This is a genomic window from Pantoea hericii, assembly GCF_014155795.1.
GTDB classification, from domain to species: domain Bacteria; phylum Pseudomonadota; class Gammaproteobacteria; order Enterobacterales; family Enterobacteriaceae; genus Pantoea; species Pantoea eucalypti.
The window spans coordinates 150,240-174,264 of sequence record NZ_SCKV01000007.1 but is presented as its reverse complement, the minus strand read 5'-3'; the positions used below and the strand labels follow the sequence as shown (position 1 = coordinate 174,264).

General features: G+C 55.7%; 23 protein-coding genes. 11 read left to right on the top strand and 12 right to left on the bottom strand.

What is annotated here, in order from left to right; all coding sequences use genetic code 11:
* Positions 1–4: 4 nt before the first annotated feature.
* The 5 genes from H7K52_RS16220 to H7K52_RS16200 are packed head-to-tail and all read left to right on the top strand — an operon-like array spanning position 5 to position 4,256.
* Positions 5–1,279 (top strand): ATP-grasp domain-containing protein, encoded by a 1,275-nt coding sequence (locus H7K52_RS16220; protein WP_039658662.1) that lies wholly within the window; start codon positions 5–7, stop codon positions 1,277–1,279.
* Entirely contained in the window at positions 1,267–1,974 is a 708-nt protein-coding gene (locus H7K52_RS16215) for a class II glutamine amidotransferase (RefSeq protein ID WP_008926389.1), read from the top strand. Before H7K52_RS16220 ends, H7K52_RS16215 begins: the two co-directional genes overlap by 13 nt.
* Before the next feature lie 5 nt (positions 1,975–1,979).
* Complete coding sequence (locus H7K52_RS16210; RefSeq protein WP_008926390.1) at positions 1,980–2,780, top strand: 2OG-Fe(II)-dependent halogenase WelO5 family protein; 801 nt, start codon at positions 1,980–1,982, stop codon at positions 2,778–2,780.
* A 42-nt stretch (positions 2,781–2,822) separates the two neighbouring features.
* Positions 2,823–3,323, top strand: coding sequence for a YbaK/EbsC family protein (locus H7K52_RS16205; protein ID WP_003849620.1), 501 nt, complete (start codon positions 2,823–2,825; stop codon positions 3,321–3,323).
* Between the two features lie 21 nt (positions 3,324–3,344).
* Entirely contained in the window at positions 3,345–4,256 is a 912-nt protein-coding gene (locus H7K52_RS16200; RefSeq protein WP_003849621.1) for an O-acetylserine/cysteine exporter, read from the top strand.
* Positions 4,257–4,687: 431 nt separating this feature from the next.
* On the opposite strand, the gene ibpA is transcribed toward H7K52_RS16200, so the two are convergent.
* On the bottom strand, positions 4,688–5,104 hold the full coding sequence (gene ibpA / locus H7K52_RS16195; RefSeq protein ID WP_003849623.1) for a small heat shock chaperone IbpA: 417 nt from the start codon (positions 5,102–5,104) through the stop codon (positions 4,688–4,690).
* Positions 5,105–5,391: 287 nt separating this feature from the next.
* Between ibpA and H7K52_RS16190 the strand changes: the two genes are divergently transcribed.
* Entirely contained in the window at positions 5,392–5,760 is a 369-nt protein-coding gene (locus H7K52_RS16190; protein ID WP_283543753.1) for a YceK/YidQ family lipoprotein, read from the top strand.
* On the opposite strand, the gene H7K52_RS16185 is transcribed toward H7K52_RS16190, so the two are convergent.
* From H7K52_RS16185 to dnaA, 11 genes are all read right to left on the bottom strand, one after another.
* Positions 5,726–6,994 (bottom strand): YidR family protein, encoded by a 1,269-nt coding sequence (locus H7K52_RS16185; RefSeq protein WP_182630223.1) that lies wholly within the window; start codon positions 6,992–6,994, stop codon positions 5,726–5,728. The genes H7K52_RS16190 and H7K52_RS16185 overlap by 35 nt on opposite strands.
* 126 nt (positions 6,995–7,120) lie before the next feature.
* Positions 7,121–8,413, bottom strand: coding sequence for an MFS transporter (locus H7K52_RS16180; RefSeq protein ID WP_003849629.1), 1,293 nt, complete (start codon positions 8,411–8,413; stop codon positions 7,121–7,123).
* Positions 8,414–8,649: 236 nt separating this feature from the next.
* A complete protein-coding gene (gene dgoD, locus H7K52_RS16175) occupies positions 8,650–9,798 on the bottom strand; it encodes a galactonate dehydratase (RefSeq protein WP_003849631.1) in 1,149 nt (382 codons plus the stop codon).
* Entirely contained in the window at positions 9,795–10,412 is a 618-nt protein-coding gene (locus tag H7K52_RS16170) for a 2-dehydro-3-deoxy-6-phosphogalactonate aldolase (RefSeq protein WP_003849633.1), read from the bottom strand. Before H7K52_RS16170 ends, dgoD begins: the two co-directional genes overlap by 4 nt.
* Entirely contained in the window at positions 10,396–11,277 is an 882-nt protein-coding gene (locus H7K52_RS16165; RefSeq protein ID WP_008926393.1) for a 2-dehydro-3-deoxygalactonokinase, read from the bottom strand. Before H7K52_RS16165 ends, H7K52_RS16170 begins: the two co-directional genes overlap by 17 nt.
* Entirely contained in the window at positions 11,274–11,972 is a 699-nt protein-coding gene (locus H7K52_RS16160; protein ID WP_105099997.1) for a FadR/GntR family transcriptional regulator, read from the bottom strand. The genes H7K52_RS16165 and H7K52_RS16160 overlap by 4 nt, the downstream gene beginning before the upstream one ends.
* Positions 11,973–12,184: 212 nt before the next feature.
* Entirely contained in the window at positions 12,185–12,994 is an 810-nt protein-coding gene (yidA, locus tag H7K52_RS16155) for a sugar-phosphatase (protein ID WP_078805069.1), read from the bottom strand.
* A 258-nt stretch (positions 12,995–13,252) separates the two neighbouring features.
* Positions 13,253–15,661 (bottom strand): DNA topoisomerase (ATP-hydrolyzing) subunit B, encoded by a 2,409-nt coding sequence (gene gyrB / locus H7K52_RS16150; protein WP_039658656.1) that lies wholly within the window; start codon positions 15,659–15,661, stop codon positions 13,253–13,255.
* Positions 15,662–15,679: 18 nt separating this feature from the next.
* The gene (gene recF / locus H7K52_RS16145) at positions 15,680–16,765 is read right to left on the bottom strand and encodes a DNA replication/repair protein RecF (protein WP_003849644.1); all 1,086 of its coding nucleotides are present in this window, start codon (positions 16,763–16,765) and stop codon (positions 15,680–15,682) included.
* A 220-nt stretch (positions 16,766–16,985) separates the two neighbouring features.
* A complete protein-coding gene (dnaN, locus tag H7K52_RS16140; protein WP_003849646.1) occupies positions 16,986–18,086 on the bottom strand; it encodes a DNA polymerase III subunit beta in 1,101 nt (366 codons plus the stop codon).
* Between the two features lie 4 nt (positions 18,087–18,090).
* The gene (gene dnaA, locus H7K52_RS16135) at positions 18,091–19,506 is read right to left on the bottom strand and encodes a chromosomal replication initiator protein DnaA (protein WP_003849649.1); all 1,416 of its coding nucleotides are present in this window, start codon (positions 19,504–19,506) and stop codon (positions 18,091–18,093) included.
* Between the two features lie 597 nt (positions 19,507–20,103).
* Between dnaA and rpmH the strand changes: the two genes are divergently transcribed.
* From rpmH to mnmE, 5 genes are all read left to right on the top strand, one after another.
* Positions 20,104–20,244, top strand: a complete 141-nt coding sequence (gene rpmH, locus H7K52_RS16130; protein ID WP_003849659.1) for a 50S ribosomal protein L34 — start codon at positions 20,104–20,106, stop codon at positions 20,242–20,244.
* A gap of 14 nt (positions 20,245–20,258) precedes the next feature.
* Complete coding sequence (gene rnpA / locus H7K52_RS16125) at positions 20,259–20,618, top strand: ribonuclease P protein component (protein ID WP_008926396.1); 360 nt, start codon at positions 20,259–20,261, stop codon at positions 20,616–20,618.
* The gene (gene yidD, locus H7K52_RS16120) at positions 20,582–20,839 is read left to right on the top strand and encodes a membrane protein insertion efficiency factor YidD (protein WP_008926397.1); all 258 of its coding nucleotides are present in this window, start codon (positions 20,582–20,584) and stop codon (positions 20,837–20,839) included. Before rnpA ends, yidD begins: the two co-directional genes overlap by 37 nt.
* A gap of 2 nt (positions 20,840–20,841) precedes the next feature.
* The gene (yidC, locus tag H7K52_RS16115) at positions 20,842–22,488 is read left to right on the top strand and encodes a membrane protein insertase YidC (protein WP_003849663.1); all 1,647 of its coding nucleotides are present in this window, start codon (positions 20,842–20,844) and stop codon (positions 22,486–22,488) included.
* Positions 22,489–22,580: 92 nt separating this feature from the next.
* Complete coding sequence (gene mnmE / locus H7K52_RS16110) at positions 22,581–23,945, top strand: tRNA uridine-5-carboxymethylaminomethyl(34) synthesis GTPase MnmE (RefSeq protein ID WP_182630222.1); 1,365 nt, start codon at positions 22,581–22,583, stop codon at positions 23,943–23,945.
* The last annotated feature ends 80 nt before the right edge of the window (positions 23,946–24,025 follow it).

Below are 24,025 nucleotides of genomic sequence, written 5' to 3'. Positions count from 1 at the left end.
GGCGATGAAAAAGATTTTCCTGCAAATTGGCGCCACCCGCGACGGACAAAATCCTTATTGCGCGGTGGCGAAGCGCGACGGCTATTTTACCGTGCTGGCGGAAATGGGTGATTTTGTCGATTACCAGTCGCTCAGTCTGGCGTTGCCGTTTGATCTGATTATTCGCCTCGACCGTCCTGAGAATCCGTGGGAGCTCATGCAGGCTTATCTGCATGCCGGTTTACTGGCGCATCCGCTGGTGGTGCTGGCAGGCTTTGAAGCTTACAACGCCAGCGCCGGACGGCTGCGTGAGATGCTGGCCGGGCCAGACGCGCCTGCCGCCTTTATTCCCATGGATAAATATGCGCAGCGCATGGCGCTGAAAAAAGCCTGGCCGCGCTTCCCGCAGCCAGAGTTCCGCTTTTTCGCGTCACCGCTCAGCATTCTGGATGCGGAACAGGCGCTGATCTATCCGTGTGTCGTGAAACCAGTGGATGGCGGCGGCGGCCTGGGCATCTTTCTGATTGAACGCGCCGATCAACTGCGCAGTGTGGTGAAACAGCTGGTGCAGACCATGAACTATGGCGGTCGCGGCTTCAGCGGCTTTATTGTGGAAAGTGCGCTGACAGGCACTGAGTTTTCGTTGCAGGGTGTGGTGCATCAGGGGCATCCCCAGGCACTGACCTGCTGCCAGAAGGTGATTGAGCAGCACCGGGATAGCCAGGGATGCGTCAGTTTTTATGAGTCGGGGCATGTAGCAATGGCGGCAGCGGCCTTGCCGGCATCGTTCAGTAGCCTGATGACCTTCTGTTGTGAAACCTTTGGCTATCGTCAGGGCGCGTTTCATATCGATTTTATTGTGGTTAATGGCGTACCGCATTTCCTTGAGATGGGATTCCGGCTTTCCGGCATGGGGGTGGCAATGCTGGTGCAGGAGGCAACGGGCATCAACTGGGCGGATGTCACCTTCCGGCTGGAGGCGGGCGATCCACTGCCTGCTTTTGCTTTCACCGGATCCGGTGCGGTTGGACAGCTGCGGTTACGGCAACCGGCGCAGCTGCAGGCTGCCGAAAGCTGGATCGAACAGCATCAGCAGGGTGCGCTGTTGCCACCCCTCAGATTGCCTGCACTGCAGGTTTCGCCACGCTCCTCGCTCTATGCCGATCTGACCCGTCATGCGGGTATCCTCGCCACCTTCAGTCTGACAGATACAGCACGTGAGCCAATCATGACCACGTTTAAGCAGGTGATTGCCGCGCAATCAGTCACCGCCGGGAGAGACAAAGTATGTGCAGGATGATTCTGGCATATGGCCAGTTTGACAGCGCACAGATTCTGGAGGCAGCACGCGCCATGAGCTGCGGCGAAGGCGCCGAACACGATGGCCCGATCAAATCGCATCCCAATGGCTGGGGCTGTCTGTGGCTGGAACAGGGCGAGATTCACACCCTGCATGGCACCGGCCCGTTCGCAGACGCCCTGCCGGGTATTGACGTGGATCGTCTGCGCAGTCGGTTTCTGGCGGTTCATGTGCGTCACGCCACATTGAGCAAAAATCAGGGGATCGAGTTTTCGCATCCGCTGTGGCGCAACAGCGCCGGACATCAGTGGTACATGATGCATAACGGCTTTCTGCCGACCATTTACCGTCAGCTCGGCCTGGCGGAATCACGCTTCGATTCTGAAGAGTATCTGCGCTATTTAGTGGATCAGACCACCCCTGCTGATTTCACCCGGGACTATCTGCGCGCAAAGATGGCGCAGGTTGAGCCAGGCGGCAGCGCAGGCAATGCCATTTTCGTCACCCGCGACAAAGCCTGGGCGTGGCAGTGGTATCCGCACGACACCCCCTGGCCGGACTATTTTACGATGCATTTTCGGCAACAGGACGGTTGCACGCTGATCGCCTCTGAACCCGTGACAATACCAGGCAGCGCCGGCAGCTGGCGGCGAATGAATAATCATGAACTCTATGAAATACCGTTTAGGGAGTGATAAACATGGCAATTTTCAATCAGTTCCGCGTGATTAATCCCAACATGTTTGTGGAATCGACCTGGCTGGATGACATCGTCACTGCACGGGTGCCGCTACTGGTGCTGCGTAACTTTCTGACGCCAGACGTGCGGCAAGCGGTGGTGACTGACCTGCAGAGCTGCCGGGAAAAGATCCGTGTCTCTCACTATCCCAATGGCGCGCTGACCACGCTGGGTCCCTATCTGGCACGCCATACGGCGGCACCTGATAACTATTTCACTGAGCTGCGCGATATCCAGCCGGCGCTGCCGGCATCACTCAACACACTGCGCGAACAGATTTACCGCTGGGTGCAGCACGCGCTGCGGCTGGAGAGCTTAAACATCGCCCACGAACCGGGTTGTGGTGACTACGCCGGTTCTATCGTGCGCTTTCATGCTGATGGCGTCGCGAACCCGCTACATAACGACAATATCGTGCGCGATGCTGCAGGAACCTCCCTGGTTGTGACACAAATATTGCATCAGCTCAGCTGCGTGGTCTGCCTGCAGGAGTGCAGCGCGGGTGGTGCGCTGCGCATCTACAACAAAAAGTGGTCGCCGGAGGATGAGCAGTTCAAAACCGCCGGTGAGCTGGGCTATCGCAGTGGGGTCATTGATCACAGCGAGATCTGCGAATTTTCACCGCGCAGTGGCGATGTCTATCTGTTTAATCCCGCTTTTTATCATGAGATTGATCGGGTCGAAGGCGATACCCGTATCACGATGGGGTTCTTTTTCGGGCTGACCGATAAAAAGATGAAACATGCTATCGCCTGGAGCTAAGCCAGGTTGTGCCATTAAGTTGTGCCAGAAAAGGAGAAGGGAATGACGACGTTTGAAAAGATTACTGCGCTGCTGGATCAGCATCAGGCCAGCTACCGTGTGGTGGAGCATGAGGCGGTAGGGCAAACCGAGCAGATCAGCCAGATACGCGGCAACGCACTGGGTCAGGCGGCCAAAGCGATGGTGCTGGAGGTGAGCATGCCGGATGGTGCGCCCTCGCGACAGCTGCTGGCCATTGTGCCGGGCGACTGCCGGATCAATTTTAAAAATGCGGCGCGCGCGATCGGTGGCAAAAAATCCTCTTTCGCCGCGCCGGAGCTGGCACAGGCACTGACCGACTGTGTCATGGGCGCTGTGCCGCCATTTAGTTTTGATGACCGGCTGGCGCTGCGGGTGGATTCCCGGCTGCAACAGGTCGGCACATTATGGTTTAACGCGGGCGAACTGGAGAAGTCGATCGCGCTGGCTGCAGAGGATTATTTTCGCATCGTGGGGGACGCGTGTTGTGCTGATATCGCCACCCCGATTGCGGTCACCGCCTGACGGCGGCACAAGGAGTTTCTGATGTCGGTAAAAGATATGCTGTTAGCGCTGTGCGTGGTGGTGGCGTGGGGCGTGAATTTTGTGGTGATTAAGCTGGGGCTGCAGGGCATGCCGCCCTTTTTGCTCGCCGGACTGCGTTTCTCTCTGGTCGCCTTTCCCGCCATTTTCTTTGTGCGTCGCCCGCCGATCCCGCTGCGCTGGCTGGTCGTTTACGGCATGACCATCAGTTTTGGTCAGTTCGCGTTTCTGTTCCTGGCGATCAAACTTGGTATGCCAGCCGGTCTGGCCTCGCTGGTGCTGCAGGCGCAGGCCTTCTTTACCCTGTTGCTGGGCGCGCTGCTGCTGGCGGAAAAGCTGCGCTGGAATCATATTGTCGGGATTATCATCGCCACGCTGGGGATGTTTATGCTGGCAACAGCAGGCATGGAAGGGCAGACCAGCGCCGGTATTACGCTGACCACCATGATGCTGACACTCTCGGCGGCGCTGTCATGGGGGCTGGGCAATATCACTAATAAGATCATTATGCGGAACCGCAGTGTGCCGATCATGTCGCTGGTGGTCTGGAGTGCACTGGTACCGGTCATTCCCTTCTTTGCCTGCTCTCTGCTGTTTGATGGCGAGGCCGCCATCGTTAACAGCCTGCTGCATATCGGCCTGCAGACCGTGCTGGCGCTGTTCTATCTGGCGTTTGTCGCCACCATTGTGGGCTATGCCATCTGGGGGAATCTGCTAAGTCGCTATGAAACCTGGCGCGTCGCGCCGCTGTCGCTGCTGGTGCCGGTCGTGGGGATTGTTACCGCTGCACTGGTGCTGGATGAGCATCTCTCCGGGCAGCAGATGCTGGGCGCGGCAGTGATTATTCTGGGGTTGCTGGTCAATGTGTTTGGTGGCGTGCTGGGTCAGCGTTTAGCGATGAGAACGCAGCCGTAAAGTTAAAAAACGCCGCTGCCACGGCGTTAGAGGTTGTTGATAAAATCTGACCCGGTTAGCTGTGAGACCGAGCAAGCGCAGGAAGCACGGTCAGATCGGAAAGACGCAAAAACCGCCCTCCATGGCACGCTCGGCCCGCGCGATTACGAACCTCATCCCTGAGGTGCGCCCGTTGCCGGGCCAACGCTTCGCGTTGTTCAAAAACGCTCCCGACGTTTTTGTCCATGGCACGGGACGCTTTCCTCTTCTGCCCGTGTTTCCTGCGCGTTGAGTTTACTCGTTGCGGCCAGATTCACCCTGATTTGGGTATGCCAGCCGTCTGAAACGCCGCTGACGCTGCGTATGCTCCCTGAGCCTGCGCTCCCACTGACATCAAAAACGACAAACGCCGCATAAGCGGCGTTTGTCATGGTTAATTCTGAATCTCAATCTTACTTCAGAATCTCAATACGGCGTGGTTTCGCCTCTTCCGGCACCAGACGTTCAAGGTCGATGCTCAGCAGACCATTTTCGAGACGGGCATCGCGCACTACAATGTGGTCGGCGAGCTGGAATTTACGCTCGAAGTTGCGCTCGGCGATTCCCTGATACAGGTATTTACGCTCGGCCTGCTCTTCAGGATGGGCTCCCCGCACAATCAGCACGTTATCGTGCGCTGTAATATCCAGTTCGCTCTGAGAAAAACCGGCCACCGCAATCGTAATGCGATAGTGATTTTCATCGACCAGTTCTACGTTATAAGGAGGATAGCCGCCATTGCTCTGGTTCTGATTAGATTCGAGCAGGTTAAACAGGCGATCAAAACCGATAGCAGAGCGATAAAGTGGGGTGAGATCAAAGTTACGCATATTAAGACTCCTGAAGTTCAGCAAGTTTTGGCAACCTTCCACTAGTGGACAGGCTGGATACGGCACCTCACTGTCCCTTGCGGCAACCGTGAGTGCGTCCGTAAAGTAAAAATGGGTGTCAGAAGAGGATTTTCAAGAGGGTAAAATGCAATTTTTTTCGCCAATCTGAGGAAATGACATACACTCAGGACTACTTTTGCCAGACCAGAACGGACTTCGCCCCAGAGTGTTGACGTTGTCTGGCAAGCAAACTCAGCCAGGCTTATGCCATGACTGAAGGGATGATGATGATGAAATTAAAGACCTTACCTCTGGCTGGAATAGTGTGCTGCGCAATGGTGACAACCGGCTGTTCCAGCGTGATGTCTCACACCGGTGCGAGTCAGGGCTACTATCCCGGCACCCGTGCCAGCGCTGACATGCTGGCCGATGGTGATACCAGCTGGGCGCTGAAGCCGCTGGCGTTAATCGATCTTCCTTTCTCTGCCGTGCTGGATACGTTGCTGCTGCCGTGGGACTACTACCGTAGCGACCAGGACAAAACTCTCGACTCCCCACGTGAACGCATCCTGCAGAGCGAAAGACTCGCGCATACCAACGAAAGCCTGGCACAGGCGCAGCCTATGCCTCCTGTGCGGTCGCAGCCGCAACCGTAAAGAGTTGCCGCCAGCCATTCACCTCACGCATATAAGCAATCTGTGTACCGTCCGGTGACCAGACCACCGCGTCACCTGACGGTGCTTCTTCCGTTCTGGCGGTCAGCCGCTGACACGCGCCGCTCTCAATGTCACATCGCATCACGCTGTTATCACAGATAAAGGCAATCGCCTGGCCCTCAGGATGCCAGCTAAAGGTGGACTGAATGCTGTGGCTGAGATGGGTGATCTGACGCGGTTCGCCGCCATTGGGCGACACCATCCAGAGCTGGATCACCTCTCCTGCATCCGCCATCAGAAACGCGATCTGGCTGCCATCCGGTGCAGCACGCAGCCAGTGGCGCGGTTGCAGCGCCACGCCGCGGCTGTGCGTCAGGCGACGCTGCTGCACGCCAGCCGGTGGCGCAGGTAACTGCTGGCTGCTGCCCTCCAGCGGCTTCTCTCCGGCGCGGGCGTAATCCTCCAGCGCGTCAGGCAGATCAACAATAAAAACTTCAGGCCGTTTCTCGCCCTGTGCCGTCACGGTGTCGCCAATAAAAGCGATAGCCCAGCGCTGCCAGCTGCCGTCTGGTTTCTGATAACCGCGCTCACCGACCCAGCACTCCTCATAGGCACGATTGATCTGGTCGCTGCCGGGTTGTGGTTCCGCATGCGTCTGGCTCACCAGCACGCAGAAAAAAGTGCCGTCATATTCACGCGGATGCTGCTTTACAGGCGTGACAGCACACAGCGGCACGCCGACGCCGACGTTGCGCAGATCCAGACGGCTATCCAGCTCATGCATCACGTGGTCATTGTAGGTAAAGCTCAGGCGTGAACCATCAGGACTAAAGACATGCACATGCGAACCGCCACGCAACGCGCCAGGGGTGAACGGCGGCGTGATATCGCAGGCATCCAGATTCACCGCCGTGCCGTTCTGAACGATCACACCGCGCCGGTGGTGGAAATCATACTGCCAGCTGGCATCGGGATGTTCCGGGCCATGAATGCAGACGTAGCGTGGCGGCAGGTCGGGACTGACCGTAACGACACCGACGTGGGCTCCGTGTCGGGCCTGATAGAGCACCTCTACCTCTCCGGTCATCACATTGACCCGCTCAATGGTCTGGCTGGTAAACGACGCGCCCGAGGGACGGACGTCAAACGCCAGCCACTGACTGTCGGCAGTCCAGATATTGATATTGGTGAGCTGATGCTGACGGGCAGCAAAGGTGATCTGTTTTTCTGACATGATAAAACCTACGGAGACAGCGTTGCCCGACAAATTACGCGATTCTGTTTTGCGGTGCAGCTTTTTTGCCGGATGCAGGGAGCCGGGCCGCTGCGGCCCGGAGAAGATGACAGTCGTAGCAGACGATTAACCGACGCGTTTCACATCGCCGACCAGCAGGATGTAGGAGAGGGCACCGAGTAGGGCCACAACCGAAATATAGGTCAGCGCCGGGGCAAAACCGTAATCCTGAGCCAGATAGCCCACGACCAACGGCACGGTGATGCCGCCCAGTCCACCGACAAAGTTGAACACTCCACCGGTCAGCCCGATCAGGCGCACCGGTGCCAGTGAAGAGACCAGTGACCAGGTGATCGACGCAAATCCATTCCCAAAGAACGCCAGCCCCATCAGCACCATAATCCACACCGGATCATTAGTGTAGTTGGCACCCATGATGCAGGTTGATATCAGCAGGCCACAGATAATCGGCGTTTTACGGGCAAACCCTAGCGAACGGCCGCTGCGTACCAGACGGTCAGCCACAATGCCAGAGAGGATGACGCCAACAAAGGCAGCCAGGAAGGGCACCGTGGTCATAAAGCCTGCCGTTAGCGCGGCAATGTGCTTCTCCTGGGTGAGATAGTTAGGGAACCAGGTCAGGAAAAACCACAGAGTGGAGGTGACGGCAAACTGACCGAGATAGACGCCGCACAGCTTGCGATGAAACACCAGTTTCCAGTCGGCGGCAGTTAAACGCATCCGATCTTTTTTGGCCACCGGCGCATCGCCTTCCACCATAGCACCACCTTCACGGATATAGCTCAGCTCAGCCTGATTAATGCCTTTGCTTTTATTGGGTGCCTGATAAACTTTGATCCAGATGAATGACCAGACAATACCGACAGCGCCGGTAATGATGAAGACCCAGTGCCAGCTGAGTAGCTCCTGAACCCAAATCAGCAGCGGTGTCAGAAAAGCAAGGCCGACAAACTGACCCGACGTATAAAAGCCGACGGCTGAGGCGCGCTCCTGCTCCGGGAACCAGCTGGTTACCAGCCGGTTATTGGTCGGGAAAGCGGGGGCTTCAAAAATACCGGTAATGGCACGCAGACCGATCAGCGAGAGTAATCCGCTGGCAAAGCCCTGCAGCAATGTCGCCACTGACCAGCCGAAAATGGCAATAAAATAGGTTAATCGTGAACCGACCCGATCCAGAAACCAACCGCCGGGGATCTGGCAAAGCGTATATAACCAGGCAAAGGCAGAAAAGACATAACCCATTTGCGCTTTAGTAATACCAAATTCCTCCTGAATATGCGCAGACGCCACGGCTAAATTAGCGCGGTCCACATAACAGATCACCACAGTAATAAAGATCATTACCAGGGTTAAATAACGGCGGCGAGTCGGTTTTTCCTGTGTTGCTGAGAGATCCATAGTGCTTCTCCGTCTTCACGTAAGGAAAATTACGTGCTTTGTAGGGTATCGGACCGGCGCCAGACTGACTTTTTGGGCAAATCTGGCGCACAGAACACCACAGGCGTCTGCAAGACGCACTGGGGCGGAAGATAAGTTTTTTTATATTCCGGCTGACGCAGGCATGTGCTGACCCCTGCGCCTTATTTACCGGCACATTCTTTACAGATTTTTTTTATTTTATTCCGTCAGATAAATTACCATTCTGCGACCGAACCATCTGCTGATCGCCATAATGGATTACGCCAGTCAGGCGCATTTTTACTGCGTGCTATCACTAACTCTTCATTAATTTCCACACCCAGTCCTGGTTTATTCAGGGGATAGAAATGGCCATCATCCATTTTAAAATCATCTTTATTCAGTACATAATCGAGCAGCTCTGCGCCCTGATTGTAGTGAATGCCCATGCTCTGCTCCTGGAACACCGCATTACGTGACACAAAGTCGATGTGCAGACAGGCGGCCAGTGCAATCGGGCCCAGTGGGCAGTGCGGGGCCAGGGCCACATCATAGGATTCCGCCATTGCGGCAATTTTGTAGCATTCGGTAATGCCGCCTGCATGAGAGAGGTCAGGTTGCAGAATCGCCAGCCCGCCCGCTTCCAGCACACGCTTGAACTCAAAGCGTGAGAACATGCGCTCGCCCGCGGCAATCGGAATGTGAGTCTGTGCGGCAAGGCGCGGATAATATTCCGCCTGCTCAGCCAGTACCGGCTCTTCGATGAAGAGTGGGCGATAGGGTTCCAGCTCTTTGATCAGGACTTTTGCCATTGGTGCGCTGACGCGCCCGTGGAAATCCAGGCCAAATTCGATCTCTTTCCCAAAAGCTTCGCGGATTTGCGCCACGGTATTGACTGCGGCATCTACTTTCAGTGCGCTGTCGATAATGCCCATCTCTTCGCAGCCATTAAGCTTGAAAGTGTCAAAACCGATGGTCCGCAGTTTTGTGATGCCTTCAATCACATCAGCCGGACGATCGCCGCCTACCCAGCTGTAGGCTTTAATACGGTCACGCACCAGACCGCCCAGTAACTGATAAACCGGTACCCCCAGTGCTTTGCCTTTGATGTCCCACAGAGCCTGATCGATACCGGCAATGGCGCTCATCAGAATCGGGCCACCCCGGTAGAAGCCGCCGCGATACATTACCTGCCATAAATCGTTGATGCGCGAGGGATCCTGGCCAATCAGATACTCTGATAGTTCATGAACGGCGGCTTCCACGCTTCGCGCCCGGCCTTCAATAACCGGCTCGCCCCAGCCAACGATGCCTTCATCGGTTTCTATCTTCAGGAACATCCAGCGCGGCGGTAAGCGGTAAGTGGTCAGTCTGGTAATTTTCATCGTACAGCGTCCTTATATGCAGTAACAAAAGCCTGAGCCTTTTCTATCGTGCGTGACAGCGGCTGACCGGCGCGATAGAGATCGCTGCCTAATCCTGCGCCGACGCAGCCCGCAGCCAGAAATTCCTGCAGGTTTTCAGGTGTCACACCGCCCACGGCAAACACCGGAATGTCGGGTGGCAGCACCGCTTTCAGCGCTTTGATGTAACCGGGACCAAATGCCGAAGAGGGGAAAATTTTCAGCGCCTGCGCACCCGCCTGTAAGGCGGTAAAGGCTTCGCTGGCGGTAGCACAACCTGCCGCGACCGTCATGCCGTGAGAGACGGCCTGACGGATAACCGCCGGATCGGTATTGGGCGTGACCACCAGTTTGCTGTTGAGCTCTGCCAGCTGGTCAACCTGCTCAGGTGTCAGCACAGTACCTGCGCCAACCAGAGCCTGGTCACCAAAGGTTTTTACCATGGCGGCAATGCTGGTGGCCCAGTCTGGTGAGTTTAGCGGGATCTCGATAGCGTCAAATCCGGCCTCGATCAACGCACCAACGTGCGCCTCGGCTTCCGCCGGGGTAATGCCACGCAGAATGGCGATCAGCGGTAAGTTAGTTTGCCAGGACATTGGCGATACTCCTTATTCCATGCTGAAAGGCTCGATCGCCCTCCAGGGTGACAGATTCCAGACCGATGAACTGCAACGCCTGCTGATATCGACAGGCCAGTGCATCACCGGCAATGATAACAAGGGGCTGACGGGTGTCTGTTGTGCTCTGTTTCGTCATCAGCGCAACCTCATGTCCAATCAGGAGTCCGGAGAGAAACTCGCTAACGTGGCGGCGATCGCGTGTGCCCAGAACATGGGCCGCGCGCACTTCAAATAGGCGCGACAGGATCGAAGCATCCTGAGCACCGCGTTCAATACCTTCCTGAAACGCCACGTTGTTCTCCTGCTGCTCCGGCAGGCCGGCTCCAATCAGAGAATGATTCAGCAGCAGATGATGCAGTTCGCCGGTCATCACGGTTCGGAAATCGCGCACCTCCAATCCCTCAACATCGACCCATTTTGCATGGGTGCCCGGCATGACATAAAGCGATGCTGCGTGCAGCGTGGTGGCACCTAACAGCTGTGTCTCTTCGCCGCGCATAACGTTATCGTTGTCGTCTCGTTCGATGCTCAGTCCCGGCACGATCCACGCTTTATCCGCGACGTGTGTGAGGTGGCTGGCAAGCTGGTCCAGCGCTATCGGACAGCCAAGATAAGGCACCGGTTGCCAGCCCGCGTTACTGCCCACCATGCCCGCCATGATTACCGGCACGCGGTCAACGGGCCAGCCAGCGGTGACATCGTCAAATACCTCAGCCGCAGTACGTCCGGCCAGACGCGTCACCCCCGCTTCAGACCGACGCTGGTCGACACATTCACCCTTATCGTAGTGCCAGGCACGCAGGTTGGTGGATCCCCAGTCGATGGCGATATAGCTGCTCACAAAATCTCCTTGAGTCGTGCGGTTGAACTGGCGATCATCGCTTTCGCTGCCTCTCCGGCGGCATCAGCATTCTGATGGCGAATCGCGTCAAATAATGCTTTATGCTCGGCCAGCGTACGCGGCATGTTCTCCTGATCCGGCATATAGGTGCGGGAGAAGACCGCTTTTTGCAGCTGACTGATCGCGACGTTAAGCTGCTGAAGCACCGGGTTGTGCACCGATGCCAGCACCGCTTCGTGATAGCGGATATCCGCCTCGTTAAACAGTTCGCGATCGGCATGATGTGTCACCATGTCGTTATAAGCCTGTTCGATGGCCGCCAGATCGTTGGAGGTGGCGCGCTCGGCTGACCAGCGGGCAATTTGCGGTTCAACCAGCACACGGACTTCATTCATCGCAGCGATCAGACGCGGATCCTGATCGTGCGACAGCGCCCATTGCAGCACGTCACTGTCGAGATAATTCCACTGGTTGCGGGCGGTGACGAATGCCCCCCGGTAGCGTTTCACCTCAATCAGCCTTTTTGCCATTAGCGCCCGAAAGACTTCGCGAATGATATTGCGTGAAGTAGAGAAGCGATCGCAGAGGTCGGATTCCGCCGGAAGTGCGGCGCCTGGCGCAAAGTGGCCGACGACAATCTCCTCGCCCAGCGTCAGGATGATACGCTCCGTTTTGCTGATGTGCAGTTGCGTCATGATGATCCATTCAGTGAGAAAGCATGAGCTATCAGATTACTGCCTTCCGCTTTTCAGGCCTACAGATTGTCTTAACCTCTGCACATATTGTAGTACTTGATATTAATCCTGTACTACAATACAGATCACAAAAACAACAATCCGCCCTGGCAGGTGGTTGGCGTTAAATCAGTGGGAAAGGCGGATGGCAGGACGCCATCCGGGAAAGGCAATTAAAGCACTAACTCTTCAATGGCATGCGCCACACCATCTTCCATATTGGTTTTGGTGATGAACTGCGCGATTTTCTTAACAGAATCAATGGCATTACCCATTGCGACGCCGGTTCCGGCGTATTCAATCATCGCCAGGTCATTCTCCTGGTCGCCAATCGCCATCACCTCTTCCTGCTTAAGACCGAGCTTGTCAGCCAGCATTTTGACGCCCTGGCCTTTATTCACCCGACGATCGAGAATTTCCAGGTAGTAAGGCGCGCTCTTCAGGATGGTGTAAGTCTGGTGAGCATGTTCGGGCAGACGGGCAATCGCTGCGTCGAGCAGGTCCGGGCGGTCAATCATCATCAGTTTCGGGAAGCGCGTGGCGCGATCCATCTCTTCCACGGCGCGATAGCGCACCGGAATGCCGGTCAGGCTCGCTTCATGGATGGTGTATTCACTGATGTCTTTATTGGGTGTGTAGAGATGGGATTTGTCGAACGCCTGGAAATGCACACCAAGCTCGCGCGCCAGATTCTCGATGTAGAGGTAGTCGTCAAAGGTCAGCGTCACTTCCGCCACGCACTCACCATCTTCGGCCTGATGAACCAGCGCACCGTTGTTGCTGATCGCATACTGGCCGGGCGTCTGCATATCCAGCTCCATCAGATAGCGCTGGATACCCACAAATGGCCGGCCGGTGGTCAGCACAATCGACACACCTTTCTGGCGGGCGCGATCCAGGGCAGATTTCACCCCTGGTGTGATCTCATGTTGCGGGTTGAGCAGGGTGCCATCCATGTCGATAGCGATCAATTTAATAGCCATACAATCCTCGTAGCGTCTGGGTTTTATTCAATGCTAGCGCGATTCAGCGCACATTGACCAGCTTCATGGCAGGCAGGAACGGGCAGCAAACCGCTGGGTGCAGGCGGCAAAGAGATCGCGGTGGATTTAAATCACGGCTTTTCGGATAGTTGCGGGTTCGCCTGGCGAACAGCAGGGGTGCGGCCTGATGGATTTCCGCCCGTACGGTACAAAAAAAAGGCCATCACCTGAGTGATGGCCTGTTACGTCCGCTGCCGGTTAGATATCGATATTGGCGGCTTTCAGCGCATTCTCTTCGATGAAGGCGCGACGCGGTTCCACCGCATCGCCCATCAACGTAGTGAACAGCTGGTCAGCGCCAATCGCATCTTTAATGGTGACGCGCAGCATACGACGGCTGTCTGGATCCATGGTGGTTTCCCACAGCTGATCCGGGTTCATCTCACCCAGACCTTTGTAGCGCTGGACGGAGAGGCCGCGACGCGACTCTTTCACCAGCCACTCAATCGCCTGTTCGAAACTTGCCACTGGCTGACGACGTTCGCCACGCTCAATGTAAGCATCTTCTTCCAGCAGACCACGCAGCTGGCTACCCAGCGCGCAGATTTTGCGATACTCAGGCCCCTGAATGAAATCCGCGTCCAGCGGATAGTCGGTATCCACACCGTGGGTACGGACGCGCAGCACCGGCTCGAACAGGTTCGTTTCGCGGTTTTCACGCACCTGTGCCAGATAGGTGCTGCCGTGCGCTTCGCGTTCGGTCAGATAGCTCACCAGACCGTTCAGCCAGGTCGTGACCTCTGCTTCGTTGCTCAGATCGCTCAGCGTGTCGTGATAAATCATCGCGCGCAGCATCGCCATCGGATAACGGCGCTCCATACGCTTGATCATCTTCTGGGTGCTGTTGAAATCAGAGACCAGTGTTTCCAGCGGCTCACCGCCCAGCGCGGGTGCGCTGGCATTGGTGTGCAGCGTCGCACCATCAAGTGCAATAGCGATCTGGTATTGATCCATCGCCTCGTCATCTTTGATGTACTGCTCCTGCTTACCTTTCTTCACTTTGTAGAGTGGCGGCTGGGCGATATAAACATGGCCGCGCTCAATGATTTCAGGCATCTGACGATAGAAGAAGGTCAGCAGCAGGGTGCGGATGTGTGAACCATCGACGTCGGCATCGGTCATGATGATGATGCTGTGATAACGCAGCTTGTCCGGGTTGTACTCATCGCGACCAATACCACAGCCCAGCGCGGTGATCAGCGTGGCAACTTCCTGGGAAGCAAGCATCTTGTCGAAACGCGCTTTCTCAACGTTAAGGATTTTACCTTTCAGCGGCAGAATCGCCTGGTTCTTACGGTTACGGCCCTGTTTAGCCGAGCCGCCTGCGGAGTCACCCTCCACCAGGTAGATTTCGGACAACGCCGGGTCGCGCTCCTGGCAATCCGCCAGTTTGCCTGGCAGACCTGCCAGATCCAGCGCGCCTTTACGGCGGGTCATTTCACGGGCGCGGCGGGCCGCTTCACGGGCACGGGCTGCGTCGATAATTTTGCCCACGACGATTTTGGCGTCTGACGGGTTTTCCAGCAGGTATTCTGCCAGCAGCTCATTCATCTGCTGCTCAACCGCCGATTTCACCTCGGAGGAGACCAGTTTATCTTTGGTCTGCGAGGAGAATTTTGGATCCGGCACTTTCACCGACACTACGGCGATCAAACCTTCACGCGCATCATCACCGGTGGCGCTGACTTTGGCTTTCTTGCTGTAACCCTCTTTGTCCATGTAGGCATTCAGGGTACGGGTCATCGCCGCACGGAAACCGGCGAGGTGTGTACCACCGTCACGCTGCGGGATGTTGTTGGTAAAGCAGTAGATGTTTTCCTGGAAACCGTCGTTCCACTGCAGTGCCACTTCCACACCGATGCCATCTTTCTCAGTAGAGAAATAGAACACGGTAGGGTGAATAGGGGTTTTGTTTTTGTTCAGGTACTCAACAAACGCCCGGATGCCGCCTTCGTAATGGAAGTGATCGTTTTTGCCATCGCGCTTGTCTTCCAGACGAATCGACACGCCCGAGTTGAGGAATGAGAGTTCACGCAGGCGTTTCGCCAGAATGTCATACTCAAAATCGCGCACGTTGGTAAAGGTTTCGTGGCTCGGCCAGAAACGCACGCGGGTCCCGGTAATGTCGGTTTCACCCGTTACCGCCAGCGGTGCCTGCGGTACGCCATGGACGTAAACCTGCTGATGCACTTTGCCTTCGCGACGAATGGTCAGCTCCAGCTTCTGCGACAGGGCGTTAACCACGGAGACGCCCACGCCATGCAGGCCGCCGGAGACTTTATAGGAGTTATCATCGAACTTACCGCCAGCATGCAGCACGGTCATGATCACTTCAGCGGCAGAGATGCCTTCTTCTTCGTGAATACCGGTTGGAATGCCGCGTCCATCATCCTGCACCGAAACGGAGTTATCCGCGTGGATGGTGACCACAATGTCACTACAGTGACCAGCGAGCGCTTCGTCGATTGCGTTATCCACGACCTCGAATACCATGTGATGCAGACCGGTACCGTCATCGGTATCGCCGATATACATGCCCGGGCGTTTGCGTACCGCATCAAGTCCTTTCAGGACTTTAATACTTGAGGAGTCATAAGAATTCGACATCAACGTTTCTCGCTCATTTTAATCTTCAGGTTGAACCGCTATTTTACCCTGTTCCACGCGGAACATCTTGCCCTTTTCGTCAGTCATGTCGATTACATGCCCGGCAGAAATAGCGCTGACAAACACCTGCGCCTGAGTGGCTTTTAACCGGTCCGCCAGCAGGCGTCGTCGGCTCTCATCCAGCTCAGAAGCAAAGTCATCAATGAGGTAAATACAGCGGCGTCCGCTCTGGCTTGTCAGGAACTCGCCCTGTGCCAGACGCAATGCACACATCAGCAGTTTTAACTGCCCGCGTGAGAGTAAATCTTCCACCGGCGTCCCTTCAGCCCGAATACGAAAATCGGCTTTATGGGGGCCGCTGGCGGTATAAGTCAGCGCACGATCGCGCTCGAAGTTACGTTCCAGCAGTTCGCCGTAATCACTCTCTTTGTCCCAGCCACGCTGGAAGGAGAAGCGCAGTTCAAACTCTGGCAGAAACTGGCTACAGGTGGCGGTGATCTCTGCAGATATTGCCGCACTGTATTCCGCCCGCCACTGGCTAATCTGTTCAGCCAGCGGAACCAGCTCCTGATCCCAGGGACGAATCTGGCTGTAACGTGAGACCTGGCGAAGCGCCGCATTCCGCTGTTTAAGCAGGCGACGCATGTTGTTCCATGCGTTGAAAAAGCCGGGCGTGTTATGGAAACAGCCCCAGTCGACATAGGCCCGGCGGTATTTGGGACCGCCATTCAGCAGACTAAAACCTTCAGGCGTGATTAACTGCATCGGCAGCAGCTGCGCCAGCTCTGCGACTTTATGACCATCGCTGCCATCAATACGCACTTTGCTGTCACCGGCCCGGTTTTTGGTCAGCCCGACAGAAATTTCCCGCTCTGCGTTTTCCAGACGCCCGTGCAAGACGAACGCCGCCTCGTCGTGACGAATGACGCGACCCGCCTGCAAACTGCGAAACGATCGACCATGCCCCAGCGTATGAATCGCCTCTAAAACGCTGGTTTTCCCACTGCCATTGGCACCCACCAGGAAATTAAATCCGGGGGCCAGTTGCAGGTCGGCCTGCTCGATATTACGAAAATCTTTGATAAGAAGGCGGGTTAAAGCCATGAATCAATCCAGCGTGAAGGGCAATAAAGTTTTTGGACCTGGCGATCAAGTGCGTTAACGGCAAAGCAGGTTTGGCCGACATCCCAGTCACGAGGCCGTCGGCGTCGTCGCTACGTTGCGCCTCGCCAGCGCACAGCCACCGGAGCGTACTGAAGTACGTGAGGATGGCGAGCACTGCCGGGGCACAACATAGCAAGTAAGCCAGGCCGATATATAACACTTACAAGCGCATGGGCATGACGACGTAAGCTGCTGCAGGACTCGCCACATCTTCGATCTGCACGCTCGACACTGAATCCGTCAGCAGCAGGCGGACGTTTTCGCACTTCAGCGCGTTCAGCACATCCAGCACGTAACTGACGTTAAAACCGATCTCCAGTTCCGTGCCGTTATAGCTGACATCCAGCATCTCTTCCGCTTCTTCCTGTTCAGGGTTATTGGCGGTGATTTTTAGCTGATTTTCGGTGATATAGAGGCGAACACCGCGGAACTTCTCGTTAGAGAGGATGGCAGCACGGGCAAAGGCCTGTTTGAGCAGATCGCAGCCCGCTTCCAGCACTTTATCGGGATTCTTCGGCAATACGCGGCGATAGTCAGGGAAGCGACCATCAACCAGCTTAGAGGTAAAGATATAGTCGCCGACGTGCGCGCGGATATTGCTGCCGCCAATCCGGACCTGCAGAGGCGTATCGCCGCCATCCAGCAGACGCAGCAGCTCAATGACGCCTTTACGTGGCACAATCACGGAATGACTTGGCAGTGCCTGACCAATCGGCATGGAGCAAACGGCCAGACGGTGACCATCAGTGGCTACAGTGCGCAGCTCTTCCCCTTCGGTTTCAAACATCATGCCGTTGAGGTAGTAACGCACATCCTGATGGGCCATCGAGAACTGAGTGGCTTCGATCAGCCGTTTCAGGGTCGCCTGCGGCAGGGTGAATTCAACTTCACTCTGCCAGTCGTCGAGATTCGGGAAGTCACTGGCGGGCAGGGTCGACAGCGAAAAACGGCTGCGGCCAGAGCGAACCAGCATACGATCGCCTTCCAGCGCCAGCGTGATTTCTGCACCATCCGGCAATCCGCGACAGATATCCAAAAATTTTCGCGCCGGAACGGTGGTGGAGCCAGGCTCATGCGCCTGCGTCAGCGCCACACGTGCGACCATCTCCATTTCCAGATCGGTACCGGTCAGCAACAGCGAACCTTCTGTAACCTGCAGCAGCAGGTTTCCGAGAATCGGCAGCGTCGGACGACCACCCAGTGGGCCACTAACTTGTTGCAGCGGCTTCAGCAGCTGCTCACGTTCAACAATAAATTTCATAGCGTCAGGAAGATAATGTTCTGATGAGATTAGAGAAATCTTCTTTGATATCGTGGCTCTCTTCACGCAGCTGCTCAATCTTGCGGCAGGCATGAAGCACCGTTGTGTGGTCGCGACCCCCAAAAGCGTCGCCAATTTCTGGCAAGCTGTGGTTCGTCAACTCTTTCGCCATCGCCATCGCCATCTGGCGCGGACGCGCTACCGAGCGCGAACGGCGTTTGGAAAGCAGATCTGCCACCTTAATCTTGTAGTACTCAGCCACGGTCTTCTGAATATTATCGATGGTGACCAGCTTTTCCTGCAGCGCCAGCAGATCGCGCAGCGCTTCACGCACGAAGTCGATGGTGATCGCCCGACCGGTAAAGTTAGCATTGGCGATGACGCGGTTCAGTGCACCTTCCAGTTCACGCACGTTAGAGCGCAAACGCTTGGCAATAAAGAAGGCAACTTCACCCGGCAGACGGATGTCGTTCTCATCCGCTTTTTTCATCAGGATCGCCACACGCGTTTCCAGCTCAGGCGGCTCGATCGCCACCGTTAAACCCCAGCCGAAGCGCGATTTAAGACGATCCTCTACACCGTTGATCTCTTTGGGATAGCGATCCGAGGTGAGGATGATCTGCTGATTGCCTTCTAATAAGGCATTAAAGGTATGGAAGAACTCTTCCTGTGAGCGCTCTTTATTCGCAAAGAACTGAATGTCATCGATCAATAGCGCATCCACAGAACGGTAGTAGCGTTTGAACTCTTCAATTGCATTGTTCTGCAGCGCTTTAACCATATCCTGTACAAAACGCTCGGAGTGCATGTAAACCACTTTTGCATTGGGTTTGCGGGCAATAATGCCGTTGCCCACCGCATGCAACAGGTGCGTTTTACCGAGACCCGTGCCGCCATACAGAAAAAGTGGGTTATAAGCGCCGCCTGGATTATCCGCCACCTGACGTGCCGCCGCGCGCGCCAGCTGGTTGGATTTACCTTCAACGAAGTTATCGAAGTTATGACGGTTATTCACATTCGAGCGGTAAGTGACGTCGGCCGGAGCCGGGACATTATCCCAGCTGGGACGCATGATCTGCGCCGGGGCCGGACGAATATGGCTCTGTACGGGCATCACGGGCGCGCTGACGCTGGCCATGACGGGCTGGCTGACCGCTGCCGCTTGCTGCTGAACCGGGCGCGTACCTACTTCAAAACGCAGTGCAGGCACGTTTGGACCACAAAATTCATTTAGCAGTGCGTTGATGCTATTAAGGTATTTGTCCCGAACCCAGTCGAGTACGAAGCGATTTGGAGCATACAAGGCAAGCGTATTGTCGTTTAACTCAGCCTGGAGTGGACGGATCCACATGCTGAATTCGGTGGCAGGAAGCTCATCCTGCAAACGGGCAAGACACTGTTGCCAAAGCGTAAGTGACACGGCGGACTCCACTCGTACAAATTCGAAAAGAATAGTAGGCGTTACTCTAAGAAACGTTCATTTTTGACACAGACACTAAGAAAGCGCCTGCGACCGCTATCAGCGGTTTTCCGTCCTGCAATCACCGGAGGATCGTCAGCGGAAGGGCGGATCATAGCGCAAAGCGAGGCAGAGATCTCCCCTTTCTACACAGTTTTGATCCTTTTTATCCACAGGCCAGAGGCGCGCAAAGAAGTTTACGCCAGTTGCGGGAAAAACCAGCAGAGATCTGACGCAATAGATGAAAATTTCGGACGTTATCTCATTTTATCCCCAGGATCCGGTGAGCCGATCGCAATAAGATCCCGCGCGATCCTTGCGCTTTAGTGCGGAGCCCGTATAATTCTCCACCCGACATTGAGCCATCAGGCGCAAAGTCGGGACTCTGCGGGCTGTATGCGGGTTTTCAGGCACTATGACACGCGAAGTAAATTGACTCGGGACTGTACAATTATTACAATCCCGCCTCTTTATTAAAGACACATTGAGGCGTAGGTCGATTTTCTGGCCCGAAACGCGTCACCCAGTGAAAATTTTCAAGTTTAGGTAGAAACCGCCATGAAACGCACTTTTCAACCGTCCGTACTGAAGCGCAACCGTTCACACGGTTTCCGTGCTCGTATGGCAACAAAAAATGGTCGTCAGGTTCTGGCACGTCGTCGTGCTAAAGGCCGTTCTCGTCTGACCGTTTCTAAGTAATAAAGCAAGCCCTGATGGGTAAGCTCGCATTTCCCAGGGAGTTACGTTTGTTAACTCCCACTCATTTCACTTTCGTCTTCCAGCAGCCACAACGGGCTGGCACGCCGCAAATTACTATTCTCGGCCGCCTTAACGCGCTGGGGCATCCCCGCATCGGTCTCACCGTCGCTAAAAAACATGTGAAACGCGCTCATGAACGCAACCGGATCAAGCGATTGACCCGCGAAAGCTTTCGTCTGCGTCAACATGAACTGCCGTCGATGGACTTCGTGGTGGTCGCGAAGAAGGGGGTTGCCGATCTGGATAACCGTATGCTGGCGGAAGCGTTGGAGAAATTATGGCGTCGTCACTGTCGCCTGGCGCGCGGCTCCTGATCGTCCTGATACGCGTCTATCAACGCGGTATCAGTCCATTACTGGGACCACACTGTCGGTTTCACCCGACCTGCTCTCATTACGGAATTGAGGCATTACGCAGGTTCGGCCTGATAAAAGGCAGTTGGTTGACATTAAAACGCGTATTAAAATGCCACCCCTTGAACCCGGGTGGTGACGATCCTGTGCCGCCAAAAACCTTTGATACCAGAGAACATTAACGATGGATTCGCAACGCAATCTCTTTCTCATCGCTTTTCTGTTCGTGACCTTTATGATCTGGCAAGCCTGGCAGACGGACCACGCTCCGCAGCCACAGCAGACGCAGACCACACAGGGCACCAACAGCGTAGCGGGTGATGCCGCCAGTCAGGGTGTACCGGCCAGCGGTCAGGGCCAGACGATCACCGTTAAGACTGATGTCCTGTCATTGAATATCAACACCCGAGGCGGTGATGTTGAACAAGCACAGCTGCTGACTTTCCCGGACAAACTGGGTTCAGACCAGCCGTTCCAGCTGCTTGAAACAACGCCAGCATTCCTTTATCAGGCTCAGAGCGGTTTAACCGGTCGTAATGGCCCGGATAACCCGAACAACGGTGCACGTCCGCTGTTCAACGCTGCACAGAATCACTTCGAGATGGCTGATGGCCAGTCCGAACTGCGTGTGCCGATGACCTATACCGCTGAAAATGGCGTGGTTTATACCAAAACCTTCATCTTCAAGCGTGGCGAATATGCCGTTAATGTCGATTATCATGTCAACAACACCACGCAGCAGCCGCTGGAAGTGTCGTTGTTTGGCCAGCTGAAGCAGACGATTGATCTGCCAAAGCATCGTGATACCGGCAGCAACAACTTTGCGCTGCACACCTTCCGTGGTGCGGCCTACTCCACCAGCGAGTCGAAATATGAGAAGTATAAATTCGACACTATCGCGGACAACGAGAACCTGAACGCGACCACCAGCAATGGCTGGGTGGCGATGCTGCAACAGTACTTTGCGACGGCATGGGTTCCGCGTACCGAAGGCACCAACACCCTTTACACCAGCAACCTGGGTAACGGCGTTGCGGCAATTGGCTATAAATCTGCACCGGTCACCATTGCCGCAGGCGCACAGCAGAATCTGGGTGCAACGCTGTGGGTCGGCCCGGAAATTCAGGACAAGATGGCCGCGATTGCGCCGCACCTTGATCTGACCGTGGATTACGGCTGGTTGTGGTTTATCTCTCAGCCGCTGTTCAAACTGCTGAAATTCATCCACAGCTTCATCGGTAACTGGGGCTTCTCCATTATCGTGATCACCTTCATCGTGCGCGGCATCATGTACCCGCTGACTAAAGCGCAGTACACCTCGATGGCCAAGATGCGCATGCTGCAGCCGAAAATTCAGGCGATGCGTGAGCGTCTGGGTGATGACAAGCAGAAGCAGAGCCAGGAAATGATGGCGCTGTATAAAGCAGAGAAAGTGAATCCGCTGGGTGGCTGTCTGCCGCTGGTGATTCAGATGCCAATCTTCCTGGCGCTCTACTATATGCTGTCAGGCTCGGTTGAACTGCGTCATGCCCCATTCGTTCTGTGGATCCATGACCTGTCAGCGCAGGACCCGTACTACATCCTGCCGATTCTGATGGGCATCACCATGTTCTTCATTCAGAAGATGTCACCGACCACCGTGACCGATCCGATGCAGCAGAAGATCATGACTTACATGCCGGTGATTTTCACCGTGTTCTTCCTGTGGTTCCCGTCAGGTCTGGTGCTGTACTACATCGTCAGCAACCTGGTCACCATTCTCCAGCAGCAGCTGATTTATCGCGGCCTGGAAAAACGTGGTCTGCATAGCCGCGACAAGAAGAAAGCGTAAGCGATTCAGCGCGGGAGTCATCCCGCCCTTAAATAGTCTATTCTCAGGCGGTCAAAGCGACCGCCTGTGTTTTTTGTAGCGAGAGAAAATTTATGAGCCACAGCGATACCATTGTTGCCCAGGCAACACCGCCTGGACGCGGCGGCGTAGGCATTCTGCGCGTCTCTGGCGCCCAGGCGGCAGAGGTTGCCCGCCAGCTGCTGGGTAAACTGCCTAAGCCGCGTTACGCCGATTATCTGCCGTTTACCGATAGTGACGGCAGCGTGCTGGATCAGGGCATTGCGCTGTGGTTTCCTGGCCCCAACTCCTTTACCGGCGAAGATGTGCTGGAGCTGCAGGGGCACGGCGGTCCGGTTATTCTTGACCTGCTGCTGAAGCGCATCGTAGCGCTGCCTGGCGTGCGTATTGCCCAGCCGGGTGAGTTTTCTGAGCGGGCGTTTCTGAATGACAAGCTCGATCTGGCGCAGGCCGAAGCGATTGCCGACCTGATTGATGCCAGCTCTGAGCAGGCGGCACGGTCAGCGGTCAACTCGCTGCAGGGCGCGTTCTCCACCCGCATCAATCATCTTGTGGAAGCCCTTACTCATCTGCGGATTTATGTCGAAGCGGCTATCGACTTCCCGGATGAGGAGATCGATTTCCTTTCTGACGGCAGAATCGAAGCGCAGCTGAATACGGTGATCGGCGATCTGGATGCGGTCCGCGCCGAAGCGCGTCAGGGCAGCCTGCTGCGTGAAGGGATGAAAGTGGTGATTGCGGGCCGGCCTAATGCGGGTAAATCGAGCCTGCTGAATGCGCTGGCGGGCCGTGATGCCGCCATCGTTACAGACATTGCGGGCACCACCCGGGACGTACTGCGTGAGCATATTCATATCGATGGCATGCCGCTGCATATCATCGACACCGCCGGTCTGCGTGAGGCCAGCGATGAAGTTGAACGTATCGGGATTGAGCGTGCCTGGCAGGAGATCGAGCAGGCTGACCGCGTGCTGTTTATGGTCGATGGCACCACCACCGATGCCACCGAAGCAGCGGCTATCTGGCCCGATTTTGTCTCCCGTCTGCCGCCGGAACTGCCGATTACCGTGGTCCGCAACAAAGCAGACGTCACCGGTGAGCCTCCCGGTCTGACAGAAATAAACGGTCATTCACTGATTCGTCTGTCGGCACGTACCAGTGAAGGCGTTGATGAACTGCGTGATCACCTGAAGCAGAGCATGGGATTTGCAGGCAACATGGAAGGCGGCTTCCTGGCACGCCGTCGTCATCTCCAGGCGCTGGAGCTGGCGGCAATGCACTTACAGCAGGGCCGAGCACAGCTGCTCGGTGCCCGGGCGGGTGAGTTACTGGCCGAAGAGCTGCGTGTTGCTCAGCAGGCGCTGAGTGAAATCACCGGCGAGTTCACCTCTGACGATCTGCTGGGTCGTATCTTCTCCAGCTTCTGTATTGGTAAATAGCCTCACTGGCCTGATGGCGATACGCTGTCAGGCCTGATTTCCCGCCTCGCGCTATCTTCTGCTATTCCCGCCTCTGCGTT